This is a genomic window from Klebsiella sp. C349492 (assembly GCF_042055345.1).
Lineage (GTDB): Bacteria > Pseudomonadota > Gammaproteobacteria > Enterobacterales > Enterobacteriaceae > Klebsiella > Klebsiella scottii.
The window spans coordinates 72,435-92,939 of sequence record NZ_JANQCE010000001.1 but is presented as its reverse complement, the minus strand read 5'-3'; the positions used below and the strand labels follow the sequence as shown (position 1 = coordinate 92,939).

Annotated in this window: 15 protein-coding genes, 1 tRNA gene and 1 pseudogene; 2 read left to right on the top strand and 15 right to left on the bottom strand. The window is 59.4% G+C overall.

Going from position 1 to position 20,505, the window contains the following annotated elements; translation table 11 throughout:
- Positions 1-78: 78 nt before the first annotated feature.
- The 3 genes from ldtA to nac form a co-directional block, all read right to left on the bottom strand.
- Positions 79-1,020, bottom strand: a complete 942-nt coding sequence (gene ldtA, locus NWP14_RS00375) for a L,D-transpeptidase (RefSeq protein WP_189339880.1) — start codon at positions 1,018-1,020, stop codon at positions 79-81.
- Positions 1,021-1,134: 114 nt separating this feature from the next.
- Positions 1,135-2,085, bottom strand: a complete 951-nt coding sequence (gene cbl / locus NWP14_RS00370) for an HTH-type transcriptional regulator Cbl (protein WP_095101385.1) — start codon at positions 2,083-2,085, stop codon at positions 1,135-1,137.
- 106 nt (positions 2,086-2,191) lie between these two features.
- Entirely contained in the window at positions 2,192-3,109 is a 918-nt protein-coding gene (gene nac, locus NWP14_RS00365; protein ID WP_041146297.1) for a nitrogen assimilation transcriptional regulator NAC, read from the bottom strand.
- Positions 3,110-3,440: 331 nt separating this feature from the next.
- On the opposite strand from nac, the gene NWP14_RS00360 reads away from it, so the two are divergent.
- A tRNA-Asn gene (locus NWP14_RS00360) sits at positions 3,441-3,516 on the top strand.
- Positions 3,517-3,661: 145 nt separating this feature from the next.
- A pseudogene (locus NWP14_RS00355) lies at positions 3,662-3,790 on the top strand (integrase); the annotation flags it as partial.
- Positions 3,791-3,817: 27 nt separating this feature from the next.
- Here NWP14_RS00355 and NWP14_RS00350 read toward each other — a convergent pair.
- The 12 genes from NWP14_RS00350 to NWP14_RS00295 form a co-directional block, all read right to left on the bottom strand.
- Positions 3,818-5,098 (bottom strand): cytochrome P450, encoded by a 1,281-nt coding sequence (locus NWP14_RS00350; protein ID WP_346431150.1) that lies wholly within the window; start codon positions 5,096-5,098, stop codon positions 3,818-3,820.
- A 15-nt stretch (positions 5,099-5,113) separates the two neighbouring features.
- A complete protein-coding gene (locus NWP14_RS00345; protein ID WP_095101273.1) occupies positions 5,114-6,850 on the bottom strand; it encodes an ABC transporter ATP-binding protein in 1,737 nt (578 codons plus the stop codon).
- Entirely contained in the window at positions 6,841-8,604 is a 1,764-nt protein-coding gene (locus tag NWP14_RS00340; RefSeq protein ID WP_375214562.1) for an ABC transporter ATP-binding protein, read from the bottom strand. Before NWP14_RS00340 ends, NWP14_RS00345 begins: the two co-directional genes overlap by 10 nt.
- Positions 8,582-10,057, bottom strand: coding sequence for an ABC transporter ATP-binding protein (locus NWP14_RS00335; protein ID WP_375214561.1), 1,476 nt, complete (start codon positions 10,055-10,057; stop codon positions 8,582-8,584). The genes NWP14_RS00340 and NWP14_RS00335 overlap by 23 nt, the downstream gene beginning before the upstream one ends.
- On the bottom strand, positions 10,057-10,809 hold the full coding sequence (locus NWP14_RS00330) for an ABC transporter permease (protein ID WP_095101267.1): 753 nt from the start codon (positions 10,807-10,809) through the stop codon (positions 10,057-10,059). The genes NWP14_RS00335 and NWP14_RS00330 overlap by 1 nt, the downstream gene beginning before the upstream one ends.
- Positions 10,806-11,753: an ABC transporter permease gene (locus NWP14_RS00325; RefSeq protein ID WP_375214560.1), complete on the bottom strand. Its 948-nt coding sequence runs from the start codon at positions 11,751-11,753 to the stop codon at positions 10,806-10,808. The genes NWP14_RS00330 and NWP14_RS00325 overlap by 4 nt, the downstream gene beginning before the upstream one ends.
- Positions 11,750-13,237 carry an ABC transporter substrate-binding protein gene (locus NWP14_RS00320; RefSeq protein ID WP_375214559.1) on the bottom strand — a complete coding sequence of 496 codons (1,488 nt, stop codon included), beginning with the start codon at positions 13,235-13,237 and terminating at the stop codon, positions 11,750-11,752. Before NWP14_RS00320 ends, NWP14_RS00325 begins: the two co-directional genes overlap by 4 nt.
- A gap of 59 nt (positions 13,238-13,296) precedes the next feature.
- Positions 13,297-15,495 (bottom strand): TonB-dependent receptor, encoded by a 2,199-nt coding sequence (locus tag NWP14_RS00315; protein ID WP_375214558.1) that lies wholly within the window; start codon positions 15,493-15,495, stop codon positions 13,297-13,299.
- 133 nt (positions 15,496-15,628) lie between these two features.
- The gene (locus NWP14_RS00310; RefSeq protein ID WP_346431142.1) at positions 15,629-16,582 is read right to left on the bottom strand and encodes an AraC family transcriptional regulator; all 954 of its coding nucleotides are present in this window, start codon (positions 16,580-16,582) and stop codon (positions 15,629-15,631) included.
- Positions 16,583-16,860: 278 nt separating this feature from the next.
- Positions 16,861-18,186: a salicylate synthase gene (locus NWP14_RS00305; RefSeq protein WP_375214557.1), complete on the bottom strand. Its 1,326-nt coding sequence runs from the start codon at positions 18,184-18,186 to the stop codon at positions 16,861-16,863.
- 15 nt (positions 18,187-18,201) lie between these two features.
- The gene (locus NWP14_RS00300; RefSeq protein ID WP_375214556.1) at positions 18,202-19,806 is read right to left on the bottom strand and encodes a (2,3-dihydroxybenzoyl)adenylate synthase; all 1,605 of its coding nucleotides are present in this window, start codon (positions 19,804-19,806) and stop codon (positions 18,202-18,204) included.
- A complete protein-coding gene (locus tag NWP14_RS00295) occupies positions 19,799-20,503 on the bottom strand; it encodes a class I SAM-dependent methyltransferase (RefSeq protein ID WP_375214555.1) in 705 nt (234 codons plus the stop codon). The genes NWP14_RS00300 and NWP14_RS00295 overlap by 8 nt, the downstream gene beginning before the upstream one ends.
- Positions 20,504-20,505 lie beyond the last annotated feature (2 nt).

The following is a 20,505-nucleotide window of genomic DNA, read 5'->3' as shown; positions in this document are numbered from 1 at the left end:
CGTCGGAGAAGCCAAATGAGAAAAGCCCGCGGAGGAAACCCGGCAGGCTTTTGCTTTCTCAACTCACTTTCGCCTACGCTAGCCGCCGAACGTGGACGGTATCGCTGAGTAGCCGATATTCACCGGCATTCCGGAACGACGCAGCATGACCTCGCTGGCCCGGTTAGCCTCAACGCCCTCTCCTTGCACAAACGCCTGCAGCCCCGTGGTCATAGGCAGCGGCACTTTTCGGTCTGATTCGTATTCCGCGCGGTTGCGCGAAAGCGGCTCGTGAACCTCAAGCCAGCGGCTGCCGTCCGGCTCGAGGGTATATTTCACCGGCCGATCGATAATCTGCACCCGCGTCCCCACCGGAACGTTATCGAAGAGATACTTGATATCGTCGTTACGCAAGCGGATACACCCCTGGCTTACCCGCAGCCCGATACCAAAGTTGGCATTAGTGCCATGAATGGCGTACAGCCTGCCGATATAGATTGCGTACAGCCCCATCGGGTTTTCCGGGCCGGCAGGCACGAATGCGGGCAGGCTTTCTCCCCTTTTGGCATACTCGCGGCGGGTATTCGCCGTCGGCGTCCAGGTTGGCGCCTCCTGCTTACGTTCAACCGCCGTCACCCAGTTGCGCGGCGTTTCGCGGCCCGCCTCGCCGATGCCTATCGGTAGAACCTCAACCGTGGTCCCCTCCGGCGGATAGTAGTAAAGGCGCATTTCCGCGACGTTAACCACAATCCCCTCACGCACCGTATCGGGCAAAATAAGCTGCTGCGGTACGATCAGCGTCGAACCCGACTTCGGCAGATAGACATCGACCCCGGGATTGGCTTCGAGCATATTGCTCAGCCCTTGCCCGTACTGCGCGGCAAACGCCTCCAGCGGGAGCGTATTACCGTCCGGGACGGTGATGGTTTGCGGGCTACCCACAAGGCGGCTTCCTTCCGGCGGCAACGGGTAGCTAACGGCCAGAACGCTCTGGCTTGACAGGATAAATAACAGAGAGCAAAGCAGTTTCACACGCCGCACCATTTCCCTTCCTCAGTCGCGACAATCGTGAATGAATTATAGCTTTATTATCGAAATCTTATATACCGACTCACGGCGGTGGACCACGTTCCCTTGTCCACTGCCGGTATTCCGTTAGATCTGGTAATCGATCGCCGTCTCTTCCGGCTCCATCGCCTGGCGTTTAATTTCATCCAGCGACAGTCCGGCGTTGCACAGCTCGATAAAGCGCCAGACGTAGTTACGCTGTAGCTGTCCGCGCTTTAAGCCTAGCCAGACGGTATTGGCATCAAACAGATGGCGGGTTTCAAGACGCGTGAAGGTGTCGGACTCTCTGGCATCGCCCGACTGTTCGGCGACCAGCCCTACCCCGAGGCCAAGCTCAACGTAGGTTTTAATGACGTCGGAATCCTGGGCGCTGAGGACGATATCCGGCATCAGCCCTTTGCGATTGAAGGCTTCATCGATACGCGAGCGTCCGGTGATCCCCTGACGATAGGTAATCAGCGGCCAGCGGGAAATGGCTTCCAGGGTGAGCGGCGTCACCTGCACCAGCGGATGATCTTTTGGAACCAGCAGGCTGTGGTGCCAGCGGAACCAGGGAAAGGCCACCAGCGTCGGATCGTTGCTCAGCCGCTCGCTGGCGATGCCGATATCGGCGCCTCCGTTGTGCAGCAGCGCTTCGATCTCCTGCGGCGTCCCCTGCACCAGCTCCAGGCGAACGTCGGCAAAAAGCTCGCGGAAGGCCTTAATCACCGGCGGCAGGCTATAGCGCGCCTGGGTATGCGTCGTGGCGATGGTTAATACGCCCGAGGCGTCGTTGGTAAACAGGTCCGCAAGACGGCGGACGTTGCTGGCTTCATTAAGAATGCGTTCGGCAATCGATAACAGCGCTTTACCCGGTTCCGTCATCCCCAGCAGACGCTTGCCGCGTCGGATAAAGATTTCGATCCCCAGCTCTTCTTCGAGTTCACGAATATGGCGACTGACGCCCGATTGCGATGTGTAGAGCATATTGGCGACTTCCGTCAGGTTATAGTCCTGACGGGCCGCTTCACGAATTATTTTTAGTTGCTGGAAATTCACCCTTTCCTCCGGGCTATCAGACATAACATATGCTCTATTGTTAGAGTCTGTTGTCCCTGCTAACAAATAATAAAAACCAGCAACTTATTCCATTCAGGAATATACATTAACTCACCAGCAGCAGTTCACGGTTCTCCAGCGAAGGGCGGCTCACCAGCGACAGCAAAATTTCCTTCACCGCCTGCGCCTGCGGCGACAGGCTTCCCTTGGCAGACATATTCAACGATAGCGACAGGCTCATGGACGGCGTGCTGATACGCGCCATCCAACCGTTAGCGGCGCTGCACAGCGAGCGAGCGGCGGATTCCGGCAGCACGGTGGCCCCCATTCCGCTGGCTATCGCCGCGGTTAAGGTCGTAATAGACTCGATTTCGCCGATGATTTTTGCCGACAGCCGCCGCAGGGTAAAGGCTTCCGTCACCCTCGCCCGCACCGCGCTGTAATCGCGGGGCAGGAACAGATTCATCTCGGCAACCGCCGTCAGGTCAACGCTTTGCCCCGGGCAATCCCGGGTACCGACCAGGTACAGGTCCTCTTTCAGCAGCGGCTGGCTGACGATACCGGCAACCGGCGAGCGCTCGTACAGCACCGCCATATCCAGCTGACCGCTAAGCAGCTTATCGTTAAGGATCGTTCCGCTGCTTTCCTGCAGATAGACCATCACTTCAGGAAGTTCGTTACGTACCGTTTGCAGCAGCGGCATAGTAATGGCGGACGCCGCCGTTCCCGGCGCCAGGCCGATAGAGACCTGGCCGCTGAGGATATGGCCCACGTTATTGACCGCCAGCTGCGCCTGCTCGCACTGGCGCAGAATGGTCCGGGCGTGGGTATAAAGGATTTTCCCTGCTTCCGTCGGCGTGACGCCTCGCTTCGTACGAATCAGCAGCTGCTGGTCCAGTTCACCTTCCAGGGTCGCAACCTGCTGACTCAGCGCGGGCTGTGCGATATGCAAGACTTCGGCTGCCTGGGTCAGACTGCCAATATCGACGATTTTCACAAAATACTTCAGTCGTCTTAAGTTCATTTTGCCTCCTGTAAGGAACGCCAGTACCAACGCTGGCAATTGAGATACAGAAGGTTTTGCAATTTACTTGCCAGTTTTATTCTGCCCGGCGTAAAAGCCGCCGGACGCGGCGTAATAAGCGATTCCGATTGCTGCAGGGGATTTTTTTGCCCGGTAAGCAGATTACGATATGCCCCATTAGGGGTACATTTGCACCATCGCGGTGCGCAGCGGCGTAAAACTGCGTGAACATCACCCGACTGCTGAAATTGTCAGCAGTCAAACTCATTCCGATGATTCAGCCTTTGACAAGGTGGAGCGCCGCCGTTAATATGCGCCCCGTTCACACGATTCCTCTGTAGTTCAGTCGGTAGAACGGCGGACTGTTAATCCGTATGTCACTGGTTCGAGTCCAGTCAGAGGAGCCAAATTCTTGTTTTCATGCCGCTTTGCGAATCCCTGTTTAATTCGAATTCAAAAAGCCAGCGTGAAAGTCTTCCCGATGCATTTGCAGTTTTCCTCCGCGTCGGGAGAATCTGAGGTCAGGCGAGTTCGATAACGGAATAACCCCTGATATCTCCTGGCGACACAAAAATCCGCAGCTTAAAACCATCCGCAAACCTATTCAAAGTTTCCGATTATCACGGTCTGTATCTTTTAGCTCATCCAGGCGGTTCGCGTCCCTGGTATCTGCCTCGTCGTCCTGTACTCTTTCCGCAGTAATATTTCTCAGTAACGCTTAACAAACCGCACCGGCATACTGCGAATCCCGGTGTGCTTATTGCTGCGCACCCAATTAACATCGCCATCCAGCCTGAAGCCATCCACCTGCTCCAGCAGGTGGTGCAAAATAACGCGCATTTCCAGCCTCGCCAGCTGAGCGCCAAGACAGCTATGTCCCCCGCCCCCAAATGCCATATGCAGATTTTTCTGGCGGCCAATATCGAACGCAAAAGGTTGCTCATAATAAGCATCATCCCGGTTGGCCGACGCCCACCATAACGTGACTTTCTCCCCACGGCGAATCAGCCGATCGCCGATAGTCACATCGCGCGTTGCCGTTCGACGGTTATAGGGGGTCGGTGAAGTCCAACGCAGTATTTCGTCGAGCGCTGAATTCATCAGGCCGCCGTCCTGTTGCAGGCGCAGCCACTGCTCTGGATGGTGAATAAATGCCAGAATACCGCCGGCAATGGCGTTACGCGTGGTTTCCAGCCCCGCCACCATAACCACGCTGAAGACCATCAACTGCTCCAGCGGCGTCAGTTTTCCCAGCCCTTTGGGTAGCTCGCCTGTCACGGCCAGCGACACAATATCGCTGCCTGGGTTCTGGCGTTTCTCTTCGACGAACTTATGCCCGTAGGCCATAAAGTTCTTCATCCCCTGCTGGCTACTGATGCTGGTTTCCCCCAACTGACGGTCCGAATAGTCCAGCACGGCGTTAATCCACGCAAAAATCTGATGGCGATCGTCGTGTGGGATACCGACTAAACTGGCGATAGCAAACAGCGGCAGCTCTGCCGCGATGGCAGAGACGAAATCGACACGTTCCTGCTGGAGCGCGGCCTGTACGGCAGCCCCTGCTGCGGCAAACAGAACATCCTCCATCGCCGCCACACGGGCATTGGTGATGGCCGGAGCAATCAATCTGCGTAGCGCCTTATGGCGCGGATCGTCCATCATATTGATTACCGATCCCGGCCCCATTTCCCGCGGCAAATCCTCAATCATGGTGCCCCCGCCCTGCCGATCGCCGCCACCGGCGGAGGAGAAGGTGTCGTTATCTTTCGCGATGGCCGCAATGTCGTGATAGCGCGTAAATACCCAAAATCCTTCGCCATCGGGCGTTAGCGCCGTCCGGGGATGGAACAATGCCCCGTGGTGGCGACGCAGGTCGGTGAATACCTGATGTGGAAACCCGCGGCTGAACAGGTCCAGATTGGTCAGATCCACGTCAGGCAGCGGCCAAAACTGCGCGGCCTGTTCACTGTTGATAATCGCTTCGGACATCGTTACCTCCCCGGTTTATTGCAGACGCCAGCCTTCAGCACGGTTACGCGCCTGCCAGAAATCGGCATAGCGACCGCCTGCGGCCAGTAATTGCTGATGGTTGCCCTGTTCGATAATGTGCTGCCGATCCAGCACCAGAATCTGGTCAGCGTTTTGGATGGTCGAGAGCTGATGGGCAATGACCAGCAACGTACAGCGATGGTGCAGAGACTGTAATCCGGCGGCGATCGCGGACTGATTCTCTGCGTCAAGAGCGCCGGTAGCCTCATCCAGCAGCAATATCGGCGCGTTTTTCAACAATGCGCGAGCGATGGCGACACGCTGGCGTTCACCGCCGGAAAGCAGGCCGCCGCCCTCGCCAACCTGACTTTGCCAGCCATCCGGCAGACGTTGCAGCAGCTCGTCCAGCCGCGCCAGCCTGACCACCTGCGCAATTTCCTGCGCATCGGCGTGCGGATTGCCAATCAATACGTTTTCCCGCAGGGTGCCGCTGAACAGATAATTGTCCTGAAAGACTGGCGCGATCAGCGACATGTGCTCGCGACTGCTTAACTGGCGCAGATCGGTGCCTCCCAGCGTAATGCTGCCGCCGTCGGGATCAAAGAAACGCGCGATCAAACGCATAAGGGTGGTTTTACCGGCGCCAGAGAGGCCCACCAGCGCCGTGGTGGTGTTGGCGGGCAGCGTAACCGACACATTTTTCAGGATCGGCCGCTCGGGTTGATAGCCAAAAGTCACGTTATGCAGCTGAATGCTGGCCTCGCCGCTGTATGGCTGCGGATCGTCGGCCTGCGGCAACGGTTGCTCGGCCAGTACCCGTTCCACCGCATCCATTTGGGCAGAAGCCATACGGATCCCGGAACCATAGGCGGCCACTTCGGTAAGGGGATCAATCACCCGGTTAATCAGCACCAGCAGCGCCAGCAGCGTGACCAGCTGCTGCGGATCGTTATCGGCCAGCCCCAGCCAGGTGACGCTGGCCATCAACGTCAGGAAACTGAGCTGCGCCAGCCAGGAGTTCGCCAGTAACGGCGGCAGCACCAGCCACAGCTGGCGTTTACTGGCCCGATTTTGCGCCACTAAGGCCGCATCAAAATTGGCATGTCCCTGTTCGCCGCAGCCGTGAGTCCGCAACACCATTTGGTTCTGCGCAAACTCAAGCATACGTTCGCTGGCTTCTGCCGTGGCATGGTGAACGGCTTCGTCCGCGGCGCGACCCAGCCTGCCCGCCCACCAGTAAACCAGCGCCACCAGCGGAAAAATCACCAGCGCGATCAGCGCGATACGCCAGTCGAAGAAAAAGGTAATCGCCACCACCACCAGCGGTGTCAAGGTGGCGCGCATTAACGGGCTTAATTGATGGGCGGGCAGCCCCAGGATTTCCATCACCCCCTGACTGAGCAGCACGCCAAGCTGGCTGGTATTGGCGGGACTAAACCAGCCCAGCGGCAGAGTCACCACATGGTCGCCAATGCGGTGACGTAAGGTATTCAGTAGCGCGATGGCCACCTTGAAGCCGCCCAACGAGGCAACGTAGTTAAGATACCAGGCGAGCAGCGTACCCAGCGTGAGCGGCAATAACCACCATGTCGCCCGCGTGATATCAGCCTGCAATAGCGCCTGGACGATCGGCACGACCATCGCAAAAGCGATCCCCTGCACCAGGCAGAAAAGCACCATCAGGATCAGGTAACGTCGCAGAACCCTGGCGTTATCATTGCCCAGCAGTGACGAGAGACGGGTCAGCAGCATACCTCCTCCTTTGATGGTGAGAACTGCGCCTGCCACAGACGCGCGTATTCCCCCTTGTTAGCCAGCAGCTGGCTATGCGTTCCCTGTTCCGCAATACGTCCCTGCGCCAGCACCACGATATTATCGGCGTTAACCACCGTCGCGAGGCGGTGAGCCACCACCAGCAGCGAGCGGTTACCCTGTTGAGAAATGAGCCGGGAGAGCGTGTCCTGAATGGCGGCTTCTGATTCGGCATCAGCCTGTGCCGTGGCTTCATCCAGCACCAGCAGCTGCGGCTCCTTGAGTAGCGCTCTGGCAATACTCAGGCGCTGCGCTTCCCCGCCCGACAGGCGGGCATCTTCGCCATAGACCGACTGATAGCCGCGCGGCAATTGCAGAATGCGTTGATGGATATTGGCTGCCTGCGCCGCGGCAATCACTTGCCGATCGGTTGCCTGCGGATGACCCAGGGCAATGTTGTCTCTGATGCTCAGTCGCAGCAGTCGTACCTCCTGAAAGACACAGCCAATCTGGCGATAGAGATGGTCGGTCGCGATATTCGCCAGATCGACACCCCCCAGCATAATCCGCCCAGCGTCGGGTTCGGCAAAGCGCAGGAGTAACTTCGCCAGCGTTGATTTGCCCGCTCCGGATGCGCCAACCAGCGCCGTTACCGTACCGGGTTCCAGCCTCAGCGATATGTCATGCAGAATCTGGCGATCGGGCCCGTAGCTGAAGCTGACGCGATCAAAACGCACCTGGCTGCCCGCATTGAGCATCACCCGCTCCGGCTCCTTTTGTTGAGGGATCGCCAGTAACCCGGCCAGGCGAGCAAAAGCCCCCTTCGCCATCTGCAGCGACTGTGCGCTGCTGCTTAACGTGCCAATAGGCACCGAGATCCCCAGCCCCAGCACCGCAAACGGCAGGAGTTGCCAGATATCCATCCAGCCGAAATGAATAAAGGTGACGCCGCCAACCAGCACCAACAGCAACAAGGTGATCGGCGCGATAATCACCCCTGAGAGACTTTCCGGTTTGATCAGCGGGCGCACCCAGTCGAGAAAGAAATCGCGAAAGCTGTCTACCGCCCGGCGATATGCCTGATGAGCAACGCCATGCTGGCCGAAGGTTTTCACCACCGGAATGCCCTGGACAAACTCCACCACCGAGCGATTGACCTGCTCCAGCTCCTGGCCGTATTCCGCCATTTTGGCCTGACTGGCACGCATAATCTGGCGATAGAGCAGAAAAAAGAACGGTAGCGGAATCAAGGTAATCAGCGTCATCCGCCAATCGATGAACAGCAGGTAGCCGTAGACGCACAGAAGGGTGGCGGCGGCGTTTGCCAGATTCAGATAGGAGTGCGCCACCAGGTGATGAATGGCGGTCACGTCATCCTGCATACCCTGCTTAATCCTGCCGCTGCTGTTGGCGCTGAACCAACTGAGCGGCGCGTGCGCCATACGACGCGCTAACTGGCGGCGCAGCCACAAGGAGAACGCATTATCAGCGAGGTGCGTCGTGAGATCGGCCAGCCCGCGCAACGCCAATCCTCCGCCCAGGCAGAAAGCGGATATTTTCACGATATGCCAGGCCAGGGCCGCGCGATCTGCCTGCGCGCTCATCAGCACCCGCGCCAGTTCAGTCAGACCAATCAGCGGGGCCAGCACCAGCGCCGATGAACCCACCTGAAGTACCACCGCCAGCGCAATCCAGCCGCGAACCGGTCGTAATAGCCCGGCCTGCTGAGGTTCAGTCTCGCATGTTGAAGTCATCACAAATCTCCTTGTCAAACACCGCGCCTGAATCAGCGTCATCGCTGCTGAGATGCAGACCTGCGGTGCAAATCTGTCTGGCTGCCGGTAAATCATGGGTAATAAAAAGCACTGCCATGCCCTGCGTCAGTAGCTGACTCAGCAGTTGCAGAATCGTGCGGGTGCTGAGCACATCCAGCGCCGAGGTCACTTCATCGCAGATAAGCACGCTGGGCTGACCTGCCAGCGCACGCGCCAGCGCCACGCGCTGCTGTTCGCCGCCAGAGAGCTCTCGTGGCAAGCGGCGGGCGTAAGCGCCGGGCAGTCCGACCTGGTGCAGCAGCGCGGCCACGCTGCCTGGATGGGATAATCGGTACCGATCGAGCGCCTGCTGTAGCTGTTGTCCAACGCTGCGTAGCGGGTGCAGCGAATGGGCTGGGTCCTGAGGCACCAGCGCGATGGCGCGCTGCTGTTCGCGAGAGCGCCGGCGCACATCGCTCGCCAGCGGTCGATCGCCAAGGGTGATAGCGCCCTGATGGGGTGGATTTAGACCCGCCAGCGATCGCGCGAGGGTGCTTTTGCCAATGCCGGATGGCCCGGTGACAGCAAGGCACTGCCCCGGATGCAGCGCGAAACTCAGCTCTGGCAACGCGGTCTGTCGGGAATGCCCCGGATGCCAGCGCGAAACCCGCAGCAGTGGCTCACCCTGAGTGGCTACCGGTCGCGGCCAGGTCACAGGAGACAACCACGCGCGCAGCAGCGGGCTTTTGGGAGCGGCGAAAAGCTGCCGGGTGTCGCCATATTCCAGCTGCTGCCCGTTATGCAGTACCAGCATCCGCTGCGCTATCTCCGCCACGGCGCTGAGTTGGTGACCGATCAGCAACAGGGCAAAGCGATATTGCCGCTGTAACTGACGCAGTTCCGCCATCATCTGCTCACGATGTCGCCGATCTAATCCGGCGAAGGGCTCATCGAGAATGAGGAGCTGCGGGCGCTTCAATAACACCCGAGCGAGTGCGACCCGACGACGCTGCCCGCCGGAAAGCTGGTGGGGGAAACGTTGCAGGAAAGCGTTATCCTGCGGCAATCCGAGTGAAGCCAGCACCTCGCTAATGGCGTTGGCATCGCCATGATGAAATTCATTAAGCTGACGCCGCACCGACATACCTGGCGTCAGCTCCTGTGCCGGGTCCTGGCCGAGCCAGGCGGTATGCCTGAATCTGAGCTGCCGGAGCTGGCGAGGCGTCGCCTGCAATACCTCGCACCCGCAGCAGATAATCTGCCCGCCGGCGTGGCGCTGCCCGGAGGTCAGGTCACCCAGCAGCGCGCGCCCAAGGGTGCTTTTCCCTGCCCCGCTGCTGCCAATCAGCGCCAGCGAACCACCCGCGGCCAGCTCAAAGTTAATGTCCTGCAACACCGCATCGCCCTGCGGGTTGCGGATCGTCAGGCCGGAAACCTGCACCACCCAACGCATCAGCCCTTGCTCCAGCGGTCAGTCTGCAAACTCATCGCCACCACCACCAGCGCGATACCAAGCGCAGGTAACAGCGCCGCCCAGGGATTGAGCATCAGTCCGGGCAACCCGTCGCGCACCATTGACGCCCAGTCGATCCCGCCGGGAGTGGCGATACCGAGAAAACTGGCCGAGGCGAGCAGGTAAATCGCAGCGACTAAACGGGTTGTCCCATCTGCCAGGATACCGGGAACAATCACCGGCAGGACTTCGCGCCATAACAGTAACGGCAGCGCATCGCCTGCCGCACGCGCGACCTCGACATAACCGGTATCGAGGACGGGATCCGCCAGCGAACGTACGTAGCGCAGGGTAAAAGGGATATTGAGTAACGTAATCCCGATCAACAGCGCGACCTGCCCGTTGCCAAAGGCATAGATCACCCCAATCAGTACCAGCAGCGGGGGCATGTACAGTAGCGGGTCCAGTAACACCACCAGCCTTCTGCCGCGATCGGGCAAAGCAACCAGCAGCAGCGCACACAGGCTGCCTAAAAATGAGGAGCACAATGCGCACAACAGGGGGAACAGCAGAATATTGCGACCACCGCTCAGCAGCCGGCTCAAGACATCCCGCCCCAGGCCATCGCTGCCCAGCCACAGTCTTTCATCCGGCAGTTGCCAGGCCAGACCGAGGCTACGCTGTGGGTTATAGGGGGCCAGCCACGGACTACAGATAATCAGGGCAATCATCAATAAAGCGACGATTCTCACGAGCGCCTCCGCCAGGGATCGAGCCAGACCGCCAGGATATCCGCCGCGAACCAACACAGGGCGGTAATCAGCGCCAGCAGCATCGCCACCCCCTGAAGCAAAATGGCATCACGGGTATTCAGCGCCGTCAGCAGCAGCTCGCCGAGGCCGGGAAAGCCAAATACGCGTTCCACCACCACGGCGCCGCCAATCAGGTAGGGTAAACTGGCGGCAAATAACTGGGCCAGCGGCCCCGCGGCCTGAGGCAGCAAATGGCGGGCCACCAGCGTCAGCCCGCGCACGCCGTTAAGGCGGGCGCTAAGAATGTTGGGCGCGGTAGTCAGCCTTATCAACGAGGCGCGTATCATACGCAGCAAATAACAGCCGCCGATCAGTGCCAGAGTCAACGCGGGGAGAACCAGAATCGACCACTGATCGCTGATATTGCCGGAAGCCGGCAGCAGGGATACCGCCGGGAACCACCCCGCCCCAACCGCCAACAGCAGGATCATCAGCGTAGCAACAATAAATTCCGGGGTGCTTAATCCACTCATCGCGATGAATGACAGCAGCCGGTCCTGCCAGCGATCGCGATGCATCGCCGCCAGTACACCGCCGGCGCCTCCCAGCAGCAGCATCCCGCAGGCGGCCAGCAGCGCCAGCAGCCCGCTCCGCCGTGCGGCGGGAGCGATAATATCGGCTACCGGTTGTTGGCTGGTCAAAGAGATGCCGGGATCGCCGCGCAGAATACCGCTAAGCCATTGCCAGTATCTTGCGGCGACGGGCCGATCGAGGCCGAACTGATGCCGTAGCGTCTGCAACGCCTGCGGGGTGGCGCGTTCGCCCAATGCCTGCACTGCGGCATCTCCGGGCGCCAGCGCCAGGGTGAAGAAGATCAACATGCTCGCCAGCCACAGCAGCAGCAGAGTGCTGAGCAGACGCCAGAGGACAAATCTGGCCATCATTGGCCGGCCGCCATCCGGGCGCTGCGGAACAGAGGGATCCCCTGGTTGAGTTCAACGCCCTGCAAAGCCGTCACCGCCGCCGAAAGCTGATCGCGATACCCCCAGAGCAAATACGGCCCCTGTTGCCACAACTGTTGTTGTAACTGGTCGAGTTGCTGCTGTTGGCGCTGCGGATCGAGCGTTTTACGCGCCTGCTCAACCCCTGCCGCAAAATCGTCCGGATACCACCCGCCATAGTTATAGGGGTTGTCATCACCGAACAGCATCGGGATCGCCGCCAGGAAGGGGCGATTTAACGCATACATCGATAACATCTGCGCCTGATGGAGACGTGAAATATCCCCCAGATAATCAGCCGCAGCCACCGTCTCAACCCTGAGGGTAACGCCCACGTCGGCCAGCTGCTGGCGTAATAGTTCTGCCGCGTCGTTCAGCCCTGGGGTCAGATCGGCGGTCAACAAGGTCAGCTGCGTGATACCTTTTTTGCGCAGCAGCGCCTGCGCCTCGGCAGCATCGGTCTGGCGCTGAGGGAGCTGGTTGTCAAAACCACTGAGCCCCTGGCCGAAAACGTCATTCCCGCGATAGCCATAGCCGCCGAGGACCACATCAAGCAGCTGCTGACGGTTCACCAGCGTTTTCAGCGCCTGCCGGACCTCAACGTCGTCAAACGGTTTTACCCTGGTATTCATGGCAAAGTAATAACCGCTGGCATTCGCCACACCGCTGCGGATGATTTGCCAGCCCTGGCGTCCGTCTACGCTGCGGGCGCTGCTGACCGGTATATCAAAGGCATAGTCTGCCGCGCCGCTCAGCAGCGCGTTCACCCGCGCCGTGGCATCGGCCAGCGGGCGAATTTCAATGCGATCAAACCACGCTGCAGGATGCCATGCATAAGGGTTGCGGCTGAGCAACGCCCCGTTCTGTGCATTGAAGGAGGTGACCTGATACGGGCCGCTGCATACCGGGATCGCCGCATCGCCCCGCCCCTGTTTCCATACCATACTGGCGGCGGTCAGCACGGTGGTGACCAGATCGGCACGTGGCCGGGTAAGAACCAGCTCCAGCGCTTCGGCATTAACAACATGGCTGGCCTGCATATCGACATCGCTGAAGAATCCGGCAAAACCGGGAGAGGCGGCCAGAAAGCGCAGGCTCGCCAGCGCATCATCAGCGGTCAGCGGCGATCCATCGGAAAAGCGCACCCCGGAACGCAGTGAGACGATCCAGCGCGTGGCATCCTGATTGGGGGTAATGGCACGACTCAACTGATAGTCGGGACTGCCCTGTTTATCCGCCACCAGCACATCGCAGACATTGCCGGTCACCACCCAGGGGTAATAGGTTTGCGCGCGCCCGTAATCGAGCGTTTCGCTCTGGCTGCCCAACATCACCACCCGGAGAGTACGCTCAGCGGCAGCCTGCGCGGCGGGCAGAGCCATTGTCACACCCAGGAACAGCCACCCTGACAGGCGTAATTTCATCATATTTGCATCCGGGAAAACTGAATGACGCGCCCGGATACCAATCCGGGCGCAGCGCGTAATCAGAATTTTATTTGCGTGCCGACGCCCAACACACGTCCATGTCCAACGGTGACCGCCTCGCTGCCCGGGCCGTAGTACAGACCAATGTACTGCGGACGTTCATCCGTCAGGTTTTGACCAAAGACGTAGACATCAAAGGAGGAGAATTCCAGACCCACTTTGGCGTTGTAGAGTTGGTAGGCATCAAGCTTGAAGTGGCTGCCGACATCCGCTTCACGACTGCCGACATACTGATGCTGCGCCAGGGCGAAGATATTGGCTTCCGGCAGCCCCAGCCAGGCGGCAGAATCGTAGTATTGCAGCGTCAGGTTGGTGTTGAATTTCGGTACCGCCGGTACCCGGTTGCCATCGCGTGCGCCGGATGAGGCCGCGACATCATCCGAAACATTACGTAGTTCCGTATGGGTGTAACCCGCCCCGCCGCTGACCTTCCAGTGCTCAGCCAACTGCAGCGAGCCCTCCAGCTCCACGCCATAGTTACGGGTATCCATCGGCTTCGGCACAAAGGTGAATGACGCGGAATCCAGCGCGAACAGGTTTTCATCTTTTACGATGTTATAGAACAACGAGGCGTTCAGTTCGGCACGCCCGTCCAGGAAACGGTTTTTGCTGCCGATCTCGTAGCTCCAGGAGGAGGAATCCTTATAAGGCTCATCCTTCAAGCCGCTGGGTGCGTTGTTGGTAAAATTAGGGAAACCGCCGCTTTTCGCGCCGCGTGCGACGCTGGTATAGATCGTCGAGTCATCCGTCAGGTCATAACTCAGCGCCGCGCGGCCTGTCACCATGTCGTAATTCAGCACCCCGCTTTGATTGAAGGAGGCCACCGTCCCGGGGAAACCGTTGGAACGATACAGCGATTCATAGCTTTTACGATCGTGGGTGTAGCGACCGCCTAACGTCCCTTTCAGTTTCTCGGAGCCAAACAGCGGTACCGTCACCTCGCCAAAAGCGGCATAGCTGTTGGTGGTGTAATCCCCGTTACGCGTACCGTTGGTGGAAGCGAAGAACGCGGAATCATATTTGGTGGTCAGCTTGTAGCTGTCATGCAGATAGTTGATGCCGCCGACCCAGACAATATCCGCGTCATCGAGGCTACTCAGGCGCAGCTCCTGGTACAGGCTGTTCTGGCTTTCGTCATAAGTACTCCAGTCGGTGGCTGGAATAAATGCCGACGTCGGCATACCGAACACTTTGCTATACGTCAGCGCCTCGGAGTTATTGGTCAGGTTTTTAAAATCGTAATGGTTCACCGCGGATACGGAGGTGAACTGCATCCGATCAAGCTGACGGCTGGCGGTTAATGACAGACCGGAAATCTCGCGATCGACCCAGCCTTTAGGAGTCAGCTCTACCGTGGGGAAGTTCGGGCCATTTTTGAGAATGAAGTTTGACGGCGTGTTGTTGTCCCGCTCGTAGTTGCCGGTCAGCACGAAGCGGGTACGGTCGTCGGGGGTGAAGACCAGCGAACCACGGAACACCCCGGTTTCCACCTTGCCCAGCTTGCCACCCGGCGCTTTGTTATCCACATCGGCGCCCAGGTTGGAATAGGCGGCGGAGAAGCGCCCGCCCAGGCGGTCCTCAATCAGTGGCCCGGAAACCGTCAGCTGGCCCACGTTCTCGGATTCGCTGTTCAGGCCCGCTTCCGCACGCAATGTGCCTTCAAAGGTATCGCCAGGCTGGCGCGTGGTGATGTTAATCGCCCCCGCCTGCGCATTGCGTCCAAACACCGTGCCCTGCGGGCCGCGCAGGACTTCAATCCGTTCAACATCCAGGAAACGCAGATCCGAACCAAAGGCCGGTTGCGGCACGCCATCGATATAGGTCACGACCGACGTATCATCAAAGCCGAGCGGCTGGGCCATCGGCCCGACCCCACGGATCGACATATAGGTTGAGCGCATATCCCCCAGCGAGCTGAAGCTGATGTTTGGCACGTCACGGATTAAGTGCTCCACATCATCAATGCGGCGATCGCCCAGCGTCTGGCGATCGAACAAGGTCATGCTGACCGGGACTTTCAACGGATCCTCTTTCACCTTACGGGCCGTCACCACCAGGGTTTCTTCTTTTTTGCTATCGGTGGTTTGTTCCGCGGTAAAAGCCGGGGCTGAAATCGCCAGACCGCACAGCAGGCAGAGCGGTTTAATGGTGGCAGGTAGATTTTGTTTTAAGCGAAGCTGGTGTGAACTGGTGCGCATGACCATCCCCATGGTGCTGAAACAGAAACAAAAAAAATCGTTTTATATCTGTCACAATTATATGGGGGTGGTCATACGACACCCTAGTTAACTCAGCTATGAGCAAAGCCAAATGAGTTATGTTTTCAGCCAGTCAGAGGCTGAGAGAGTCGCGCGGGGGCATACCAAATTTGCGCCGATAGGCCGTTGAAAAGTTACTGGGATGCTGATAACCAACATAGTAGGCGGCCTGCTTTACCGTCCACCCTTCTGACTCTAATCCCTGGCGGGCACGGGTCAGGCGCTGGTCGCGCAGGAAGGCGAAAACCGACTGCCCCATGACCGCCTGGAACTTACTTTTCAGGGCGCTGACGCTGATGCCAACATCACGCGCCAGGTCACACAGGCAATGGTTGCAGTCCAGTTCCGTGACCAGCTTATCCCGCACTTTCAGCATCCGCGTCACATCGCGATGCGGCGCCATCACCCCCACCTGAGGTAAATCCGGATTCGCCGCGCGCAGCACCTGGGCCATCAGATCCAGTACGCAGCTATGGGTCTGTAGCCGACCAATCACGCAGTTATCGCAAAAGCCAAACAGCTCATTGGCCCGATCGATGGTGTACTGCGGGATGATTAAGCTGAAGACATGGTTACGTTGCAAAATACGTTCGACCTGATCCGCCAGCTCTTTATCGCTGATACGATCCGGCGCCGCCTGAATCACCAGGCTGCGGCAATGATGTCCACGCGGATTGCGGCACCACAGGCGCATACGATCTTTGGTAGCAATCACCTTCGCCATGCCCCTTTCCGCCGGCAACGGACTGCCGTCATCAAGATGATAGTTGGGTTCATCGCCGCCGAGCGTCAGTAAAATAGTCAAACAATGGTGAAGCGTGCCGCTGCGATGGTCGTCACCGTTGGCGGTCAGCTCATTGAGACAGAGGTTGACGCCGTAGGGCAGCGTGACCGTTTTGATTGTCCCTTCAAACTCGCCAGACTGACGAACCGCGCAGTTGGTATTTGCCAGCTCGTAGTCGTAGCCCCATTTGTGCGCCATATCGGTTAACTGCTGCAGAGAATGTAACTGGTGAGTGGATTGCATAAAAAACCCTCTTTTGTAAGTACCCGGCTGGCGAACTCGCCAGGTGCTTAGTTCCCGAAACGAAACTCAGGGAATCATCATACTGGGGTTTATAAATATGTAAATAATAATCATTATCAATTGATGACGCTTTCCTGACACTCTCCCCATGCAACAAACAAACCGGTCAGACGCTATGATAGCCGCGCCCTCCTCAGCCGAAGAGGGCGCATCCGCAACAGGTTAATTAACCAGAAAATACCAATAGATCTCGTGCCAGTTGAGTCAGGCGTCATCCGTCATTTCGCCTGCGAAACCACCAGGTAAGGCGCCACGCTGGAAAGTTTTTCGCAGGTCTCCGTCAGCTCACGTAATGCGTTCGACTGAGCAATTACCCCGGCTCCGGCCTGGATCCAGCTTCTCTGCGCATCCTGAAATGCGCTACGCAGAACCAGTGCCGCCTCGAACGAGCGATCGCCTTCCAGCATCAGTATCGCGCCGGAGTAAAGCTCACGCGGCATCGCTTCCAGGCGGAGGATGGCAGCCAGTGCCGGGAGCTTGGGAATACCGGATGCGGTGATCGCCGGGAACAGCACATCAAAAGCGTCCCAGGCATCGCGCCCCGACGCCAGTTTGCCGCACACCTGAGATCCCAGATGTTGCACACTCCCCCTTTCGCGTACCGACATCAGGTCGGTGACCGCCACGGAGTCACGCACGCACAGCGTTTCCAGCTCCCCAATCGCCGCTTTGACCGAGATAACGTGTTCCACAATCTCTTTGCTATCGCTTTGCAGCTCAGCCCGATTGTAAGCATCTTCACCCGCCGAACCGGATAGCGCGCGGGTGCCAGCCAGAGGTTCGCTGGTGACGATATCCTGCTCCACCGTCACCACCATCTCCGGGCTAAAACCGGTCGCGGCAAACGCCCCCTGCTGCAGCAGGAAACTGCGTGCCGGGGTATTGGACATTCTCCCGCGCCAGAGGGTAGCGGGCATGTCGATGCGCTCGGCAAGCGCCAGAGCGCGCGACACAATCACCTTGGTGTATTCGCCGGCGGCGATCTCTTCAAGCGCGCGTGTCACCTGGTGCTGATAATCTTTGCCCTGCGCGGTCAGGTCGGCCAGCAGCGCGCCGCCAGCCGGTGCCGGTAAGATGTCCTGTAATTGCCGGGCGAGGCGCTGGCATTGGTCAGCACTCTGCGCCAGGATCGTCACTTCCCCCGCGTCAAAAACCAGTTCATCACGCGGCACCAGGAGAGACAGCAGTGGCCACTCGCCGGCCGGAAACGCGATCCCACGAATGCAGGCCGCGTAATTAAATCCGGCCATACCGAAGACGCGTTGTCCTGCGCTGGCATGTTGCGCACGGAACTGACGGGCGTAATCCGCCAGCGATGAGGTGACGGGCGCTGTCTGACAGCCCTCTTCGCTTTCGGTTATGGCCTGCGAGCCATCGGGTGAAAGGGTTAAACTCGCCCGTTTACCCAGGCCCACATACCAGCATGGTGGCCGCTCATAGACATAGTAATCCTCCGTCGGATTCTGCCGGATAAGGCTGACAATCGCGGCCAGCGTCCGATCTGCAGGCAGGTTGAGTCGAAGTTCGGTGCGTGTATCCGTCATGTTGACTCCTGAAAGTTAAACCGCCAGCCGGGCTGCCAGCGCTTGTTTATTGATTTTGCCAATCGGCGTCAGCGGGAAAGCATCAACCAGCGTCAGCCGATCCGGCCATTTAAATGGCGCGACCTGCTGCTGTTCAAGAAACGCCCGCATCTCGGCCAGCGTGAGAGGGGAATGGGCGATGACGACCGCATGGATCGCTTCTTGCTGCTCTCCGACCGCATCCGCCAGTACCGTCACGTCGCGTACCAGCGGATGCGCCCGCAGGCACTCCTCGATTTCATCGGCGGCGACCGACTCCCCGTGGCGGTTGATCGTGTCGCGGGTTCGCCCCTCCACCAGCAGCTCGCCGCCTGGCAACTGCCGTACCCGGTCGCCGCTGCGGTAGAACCCCCCGGCGGCAAACGCCCGACGATTGTGTTCAGGCGCGCGATAGTAGCCTCGGATGGTGTAAGGCCCGCGAACCAGCAATTCCCCGGCCTGTCCGCTAATCACCGGCAGGCCCTGCTCGTCAACCACCCGGATCTCATCATCGTCGCATAGCGGTCGGCCCTGCGTGGTGGCAATCAGCTCAGGTGAGTCATCCAGTCGCGTGTAGTTCAGCAGCCCTTCCGCCATGCCAAACACCTGCTGCAGCTGGCATCCCCACCGGGCCAGCAGCTGGCGGGCGGCATCGGCTCCCAGCCTCGCGCCCCCCACCTGAACCAGCCTCAGTGAGCTAAGGTCGGGTTGTTCCCACTCCGCCGCTTCCAGCCATAACGTTGCCAGCGAAGGGACCAGCGCCGTGAGCGTCACGCGGTGCTGATGAATCGCGTCAAACGCATCCTCAGCGGCGACGGTGGCCGGGACCACCACGCAGCCTCCGCGGGAAAAGATCCCGAGGATGCCCGGACAGGCGAGGGGAAAGTTATGCGCCATTGAAAGCACGGCCAGGTAACGGTCATCCGGCTGGACGTGGCAAAGCGCGGCGCTGGCGCGAAAGTTGTAGTGATAATCGGCATGGGTGCGGGGGATCAGCTTGGGTAAGCCGGTTGTACCGCCGGAAAGCAGCAGCAAAGCAATATGCTGGGGCGCATCGCCGGGGGGCAATTCCTCCATCGCCGGAGCCTGGCTGGCGGCAAAACGCTGCTCCGCCGTTGAGAGCAGGCTATGACAGTCGGGTGCCTTAGCGCGCAGGCTCTGCGCCTCAATTCCCGCCTGTTCGGCGTCACTCAGGAACCAGCGCGCCTGCGCCAGCTCCACCACGTGCAGGATTTCACGCTGGCGGTGAGCCGGTAACATCAGCACGGGCACCGCCCCGTTGAGGATCGCCGCGAACAAGGCCACCACGAAATCGGCCCCGTTGGGCAACTGAATAACGACCGTTTCCCCGCTTTGCATCCCTCGCCGCCTGAGTTCACCGGCGAAACGACATGCCTGGTTGATTAACTGGTGATAACTCCAGCTGCGGCCCGGTTCGATCAGGGCGGTTCGGTCACCATACTGCCGCCATTGCAGAATCAACTGACCGAGCGTTTCCGGCTGCCAGTAGCCGCGTTGCGTATAGCGCTCGGCCAACGCCACCGGCCAGCGCATCTCCTCCGGCAGGATACGGCGATCGGGGGAGGCAATCGGTTCAGACATACAGCACCCCCGCCTGCGCAGTCAGACGTTCAGCATGCAGCCCGGTTTCGCGGGCGAGATCGTCCAGACCAAAGGTATGCCAGACGCTCCGGTTACGGATCACCTGCGGGGCGCAGGGTCCGCCGCTAACCGTCCAGCATGAAGTCAGCAGCATGGTGTCGTTGGGTCCAGGCTCACCCTCGAGGGTCGCGTGATAGTGACGCTGGCCGATCGTTTCACTGGCCAACGTCATCGTCGGCAATACCATCGGTTTTTCGACCGGCAGCAGCTCCACGAACACCGGCGCGCCGGGTGCGAGCCGCGGCAGCAATATTGACCACAGCGCCTGACGCGCCTCCGTCGTCAGGTGTCCCAGCACCCCGAAGGCCACGACCGCGCCCAGCCGCTCGGGTAGCTGCAGCTTGTCCACCGTGTCCGGGATAATCGTGACGCGCCGCCGCAGCTCCGGCCTTTGCGCCACGCAATGGGTCAGCACCGCGCGCATGGCCGGGGCTGGCTCCACCGCCAGAATATCCACCAGCGGCACGGTTTCGGCTATCGCCAGCACCGTTCGTCCGGTGCCAGCGCCGATATCCAGCACCGGGTCGTGAATATCGGTGAATGCCGACAGCCGCTCACGCAGCGCGGTTTCACCCGCAGAGTGCGCGCGACCAACCAGATCGTAAAACTCAGCGACCGGCGAGTAGAAGTCTTCCATAG

What these genes read in the sequence shown, in the direction of transcription:
- nac (WP_041146297.1), bottom strand. Translation starts at nt 3,109, where the DNA reads ATGAACTTAAGACGACTGAAGTATTTTGTGAAAATCGTCGATATTGGC.
- NWP14_RS00350 (WP_346431150.1), bottom strand. Translation starts at nt 5,098, where the DNA reads ATGTCCGAAGCGATTATCAACAGTGAACAGGCCGCGCAGTTTTGGCCG.
- NWP14_RS00345 (WP_095101273.1), bottom strand. Translation starts at nt 6,850, where the DNA reads ATGCTGCTGACCCGTCTCTCGTCACTGCTGGGCAATGATAACGCCAGG.
- NWP14_RS00340 (WP_375214562.1), bottom strand. Translation starts at nt 8,604, where the DNA reads ATGACTTCAACATGCGAGACTGAACCTCAGCAGGCCGGGCTATTACGA.
- NWP14_RS00335 (WP_375214561.1), bottom strand. Translation starts at nt 10,057, where the DNA reads ATGCGTTGGGTGGTGCAGGTTTCCGGCCTGACGATCCGCAACCCGCAG.
- NWP14_RS00325 (WP_375214560.1), bottom strand. Translation starts at nt 11,753, where the DNA reads ATGATGGCCAGATTTGTCCTCTGGCGTCTGCTCAGCACTCTGCTGCTG.
- NWP14_RS00320 (WP_375214559.1), bottom strand. Translation starts at nt 13,237, where the DNA reads ATGATGAAATTACGCCTGTCAGGGTGGCTGTTCCTGGGTGTGACAATG.
- NWP14_RS00315 (WP_375214558.1), bottom strand. Translation starts at nt 15,495, where the DNA reads ATGCGCACCAGTTCACACCAGCTTCGCTTAAAACAAAATCTACCTGCC.
- NWP14_RS00310 (WP_346431142.1), bottom strand. Translation starts at nt 16,582, where the DNA reads ATGCAATCCACTCACCAGTTACATTCTCTGCAGCAGTTAACCGATATG.
- NWP14_RS00305 (WP_375214557.1), bottom strand. Translation starts at nt 18,186, where the DNA reads ATGACGGATACACGCACCGAACTTCGACTCAACCTGCCTGCAGATCGG.
- NWP14_RS00300 (WP_375214556.1), bottom strand. Translation starts at nt 19,806, where the DNA reads ATGTCTGAACCGATTGCCTCCCCCGATCGCCGTATCCTGCCGGAGGAG.
- NWP14_RS00295 (WP_375214555.1), bottom strand. Translation starts at nt 20,503, where the DNA reads ATGGAAGACTTCTACTCGCCGGTCGCTGAGTTTTACGATCTGGTTGGT.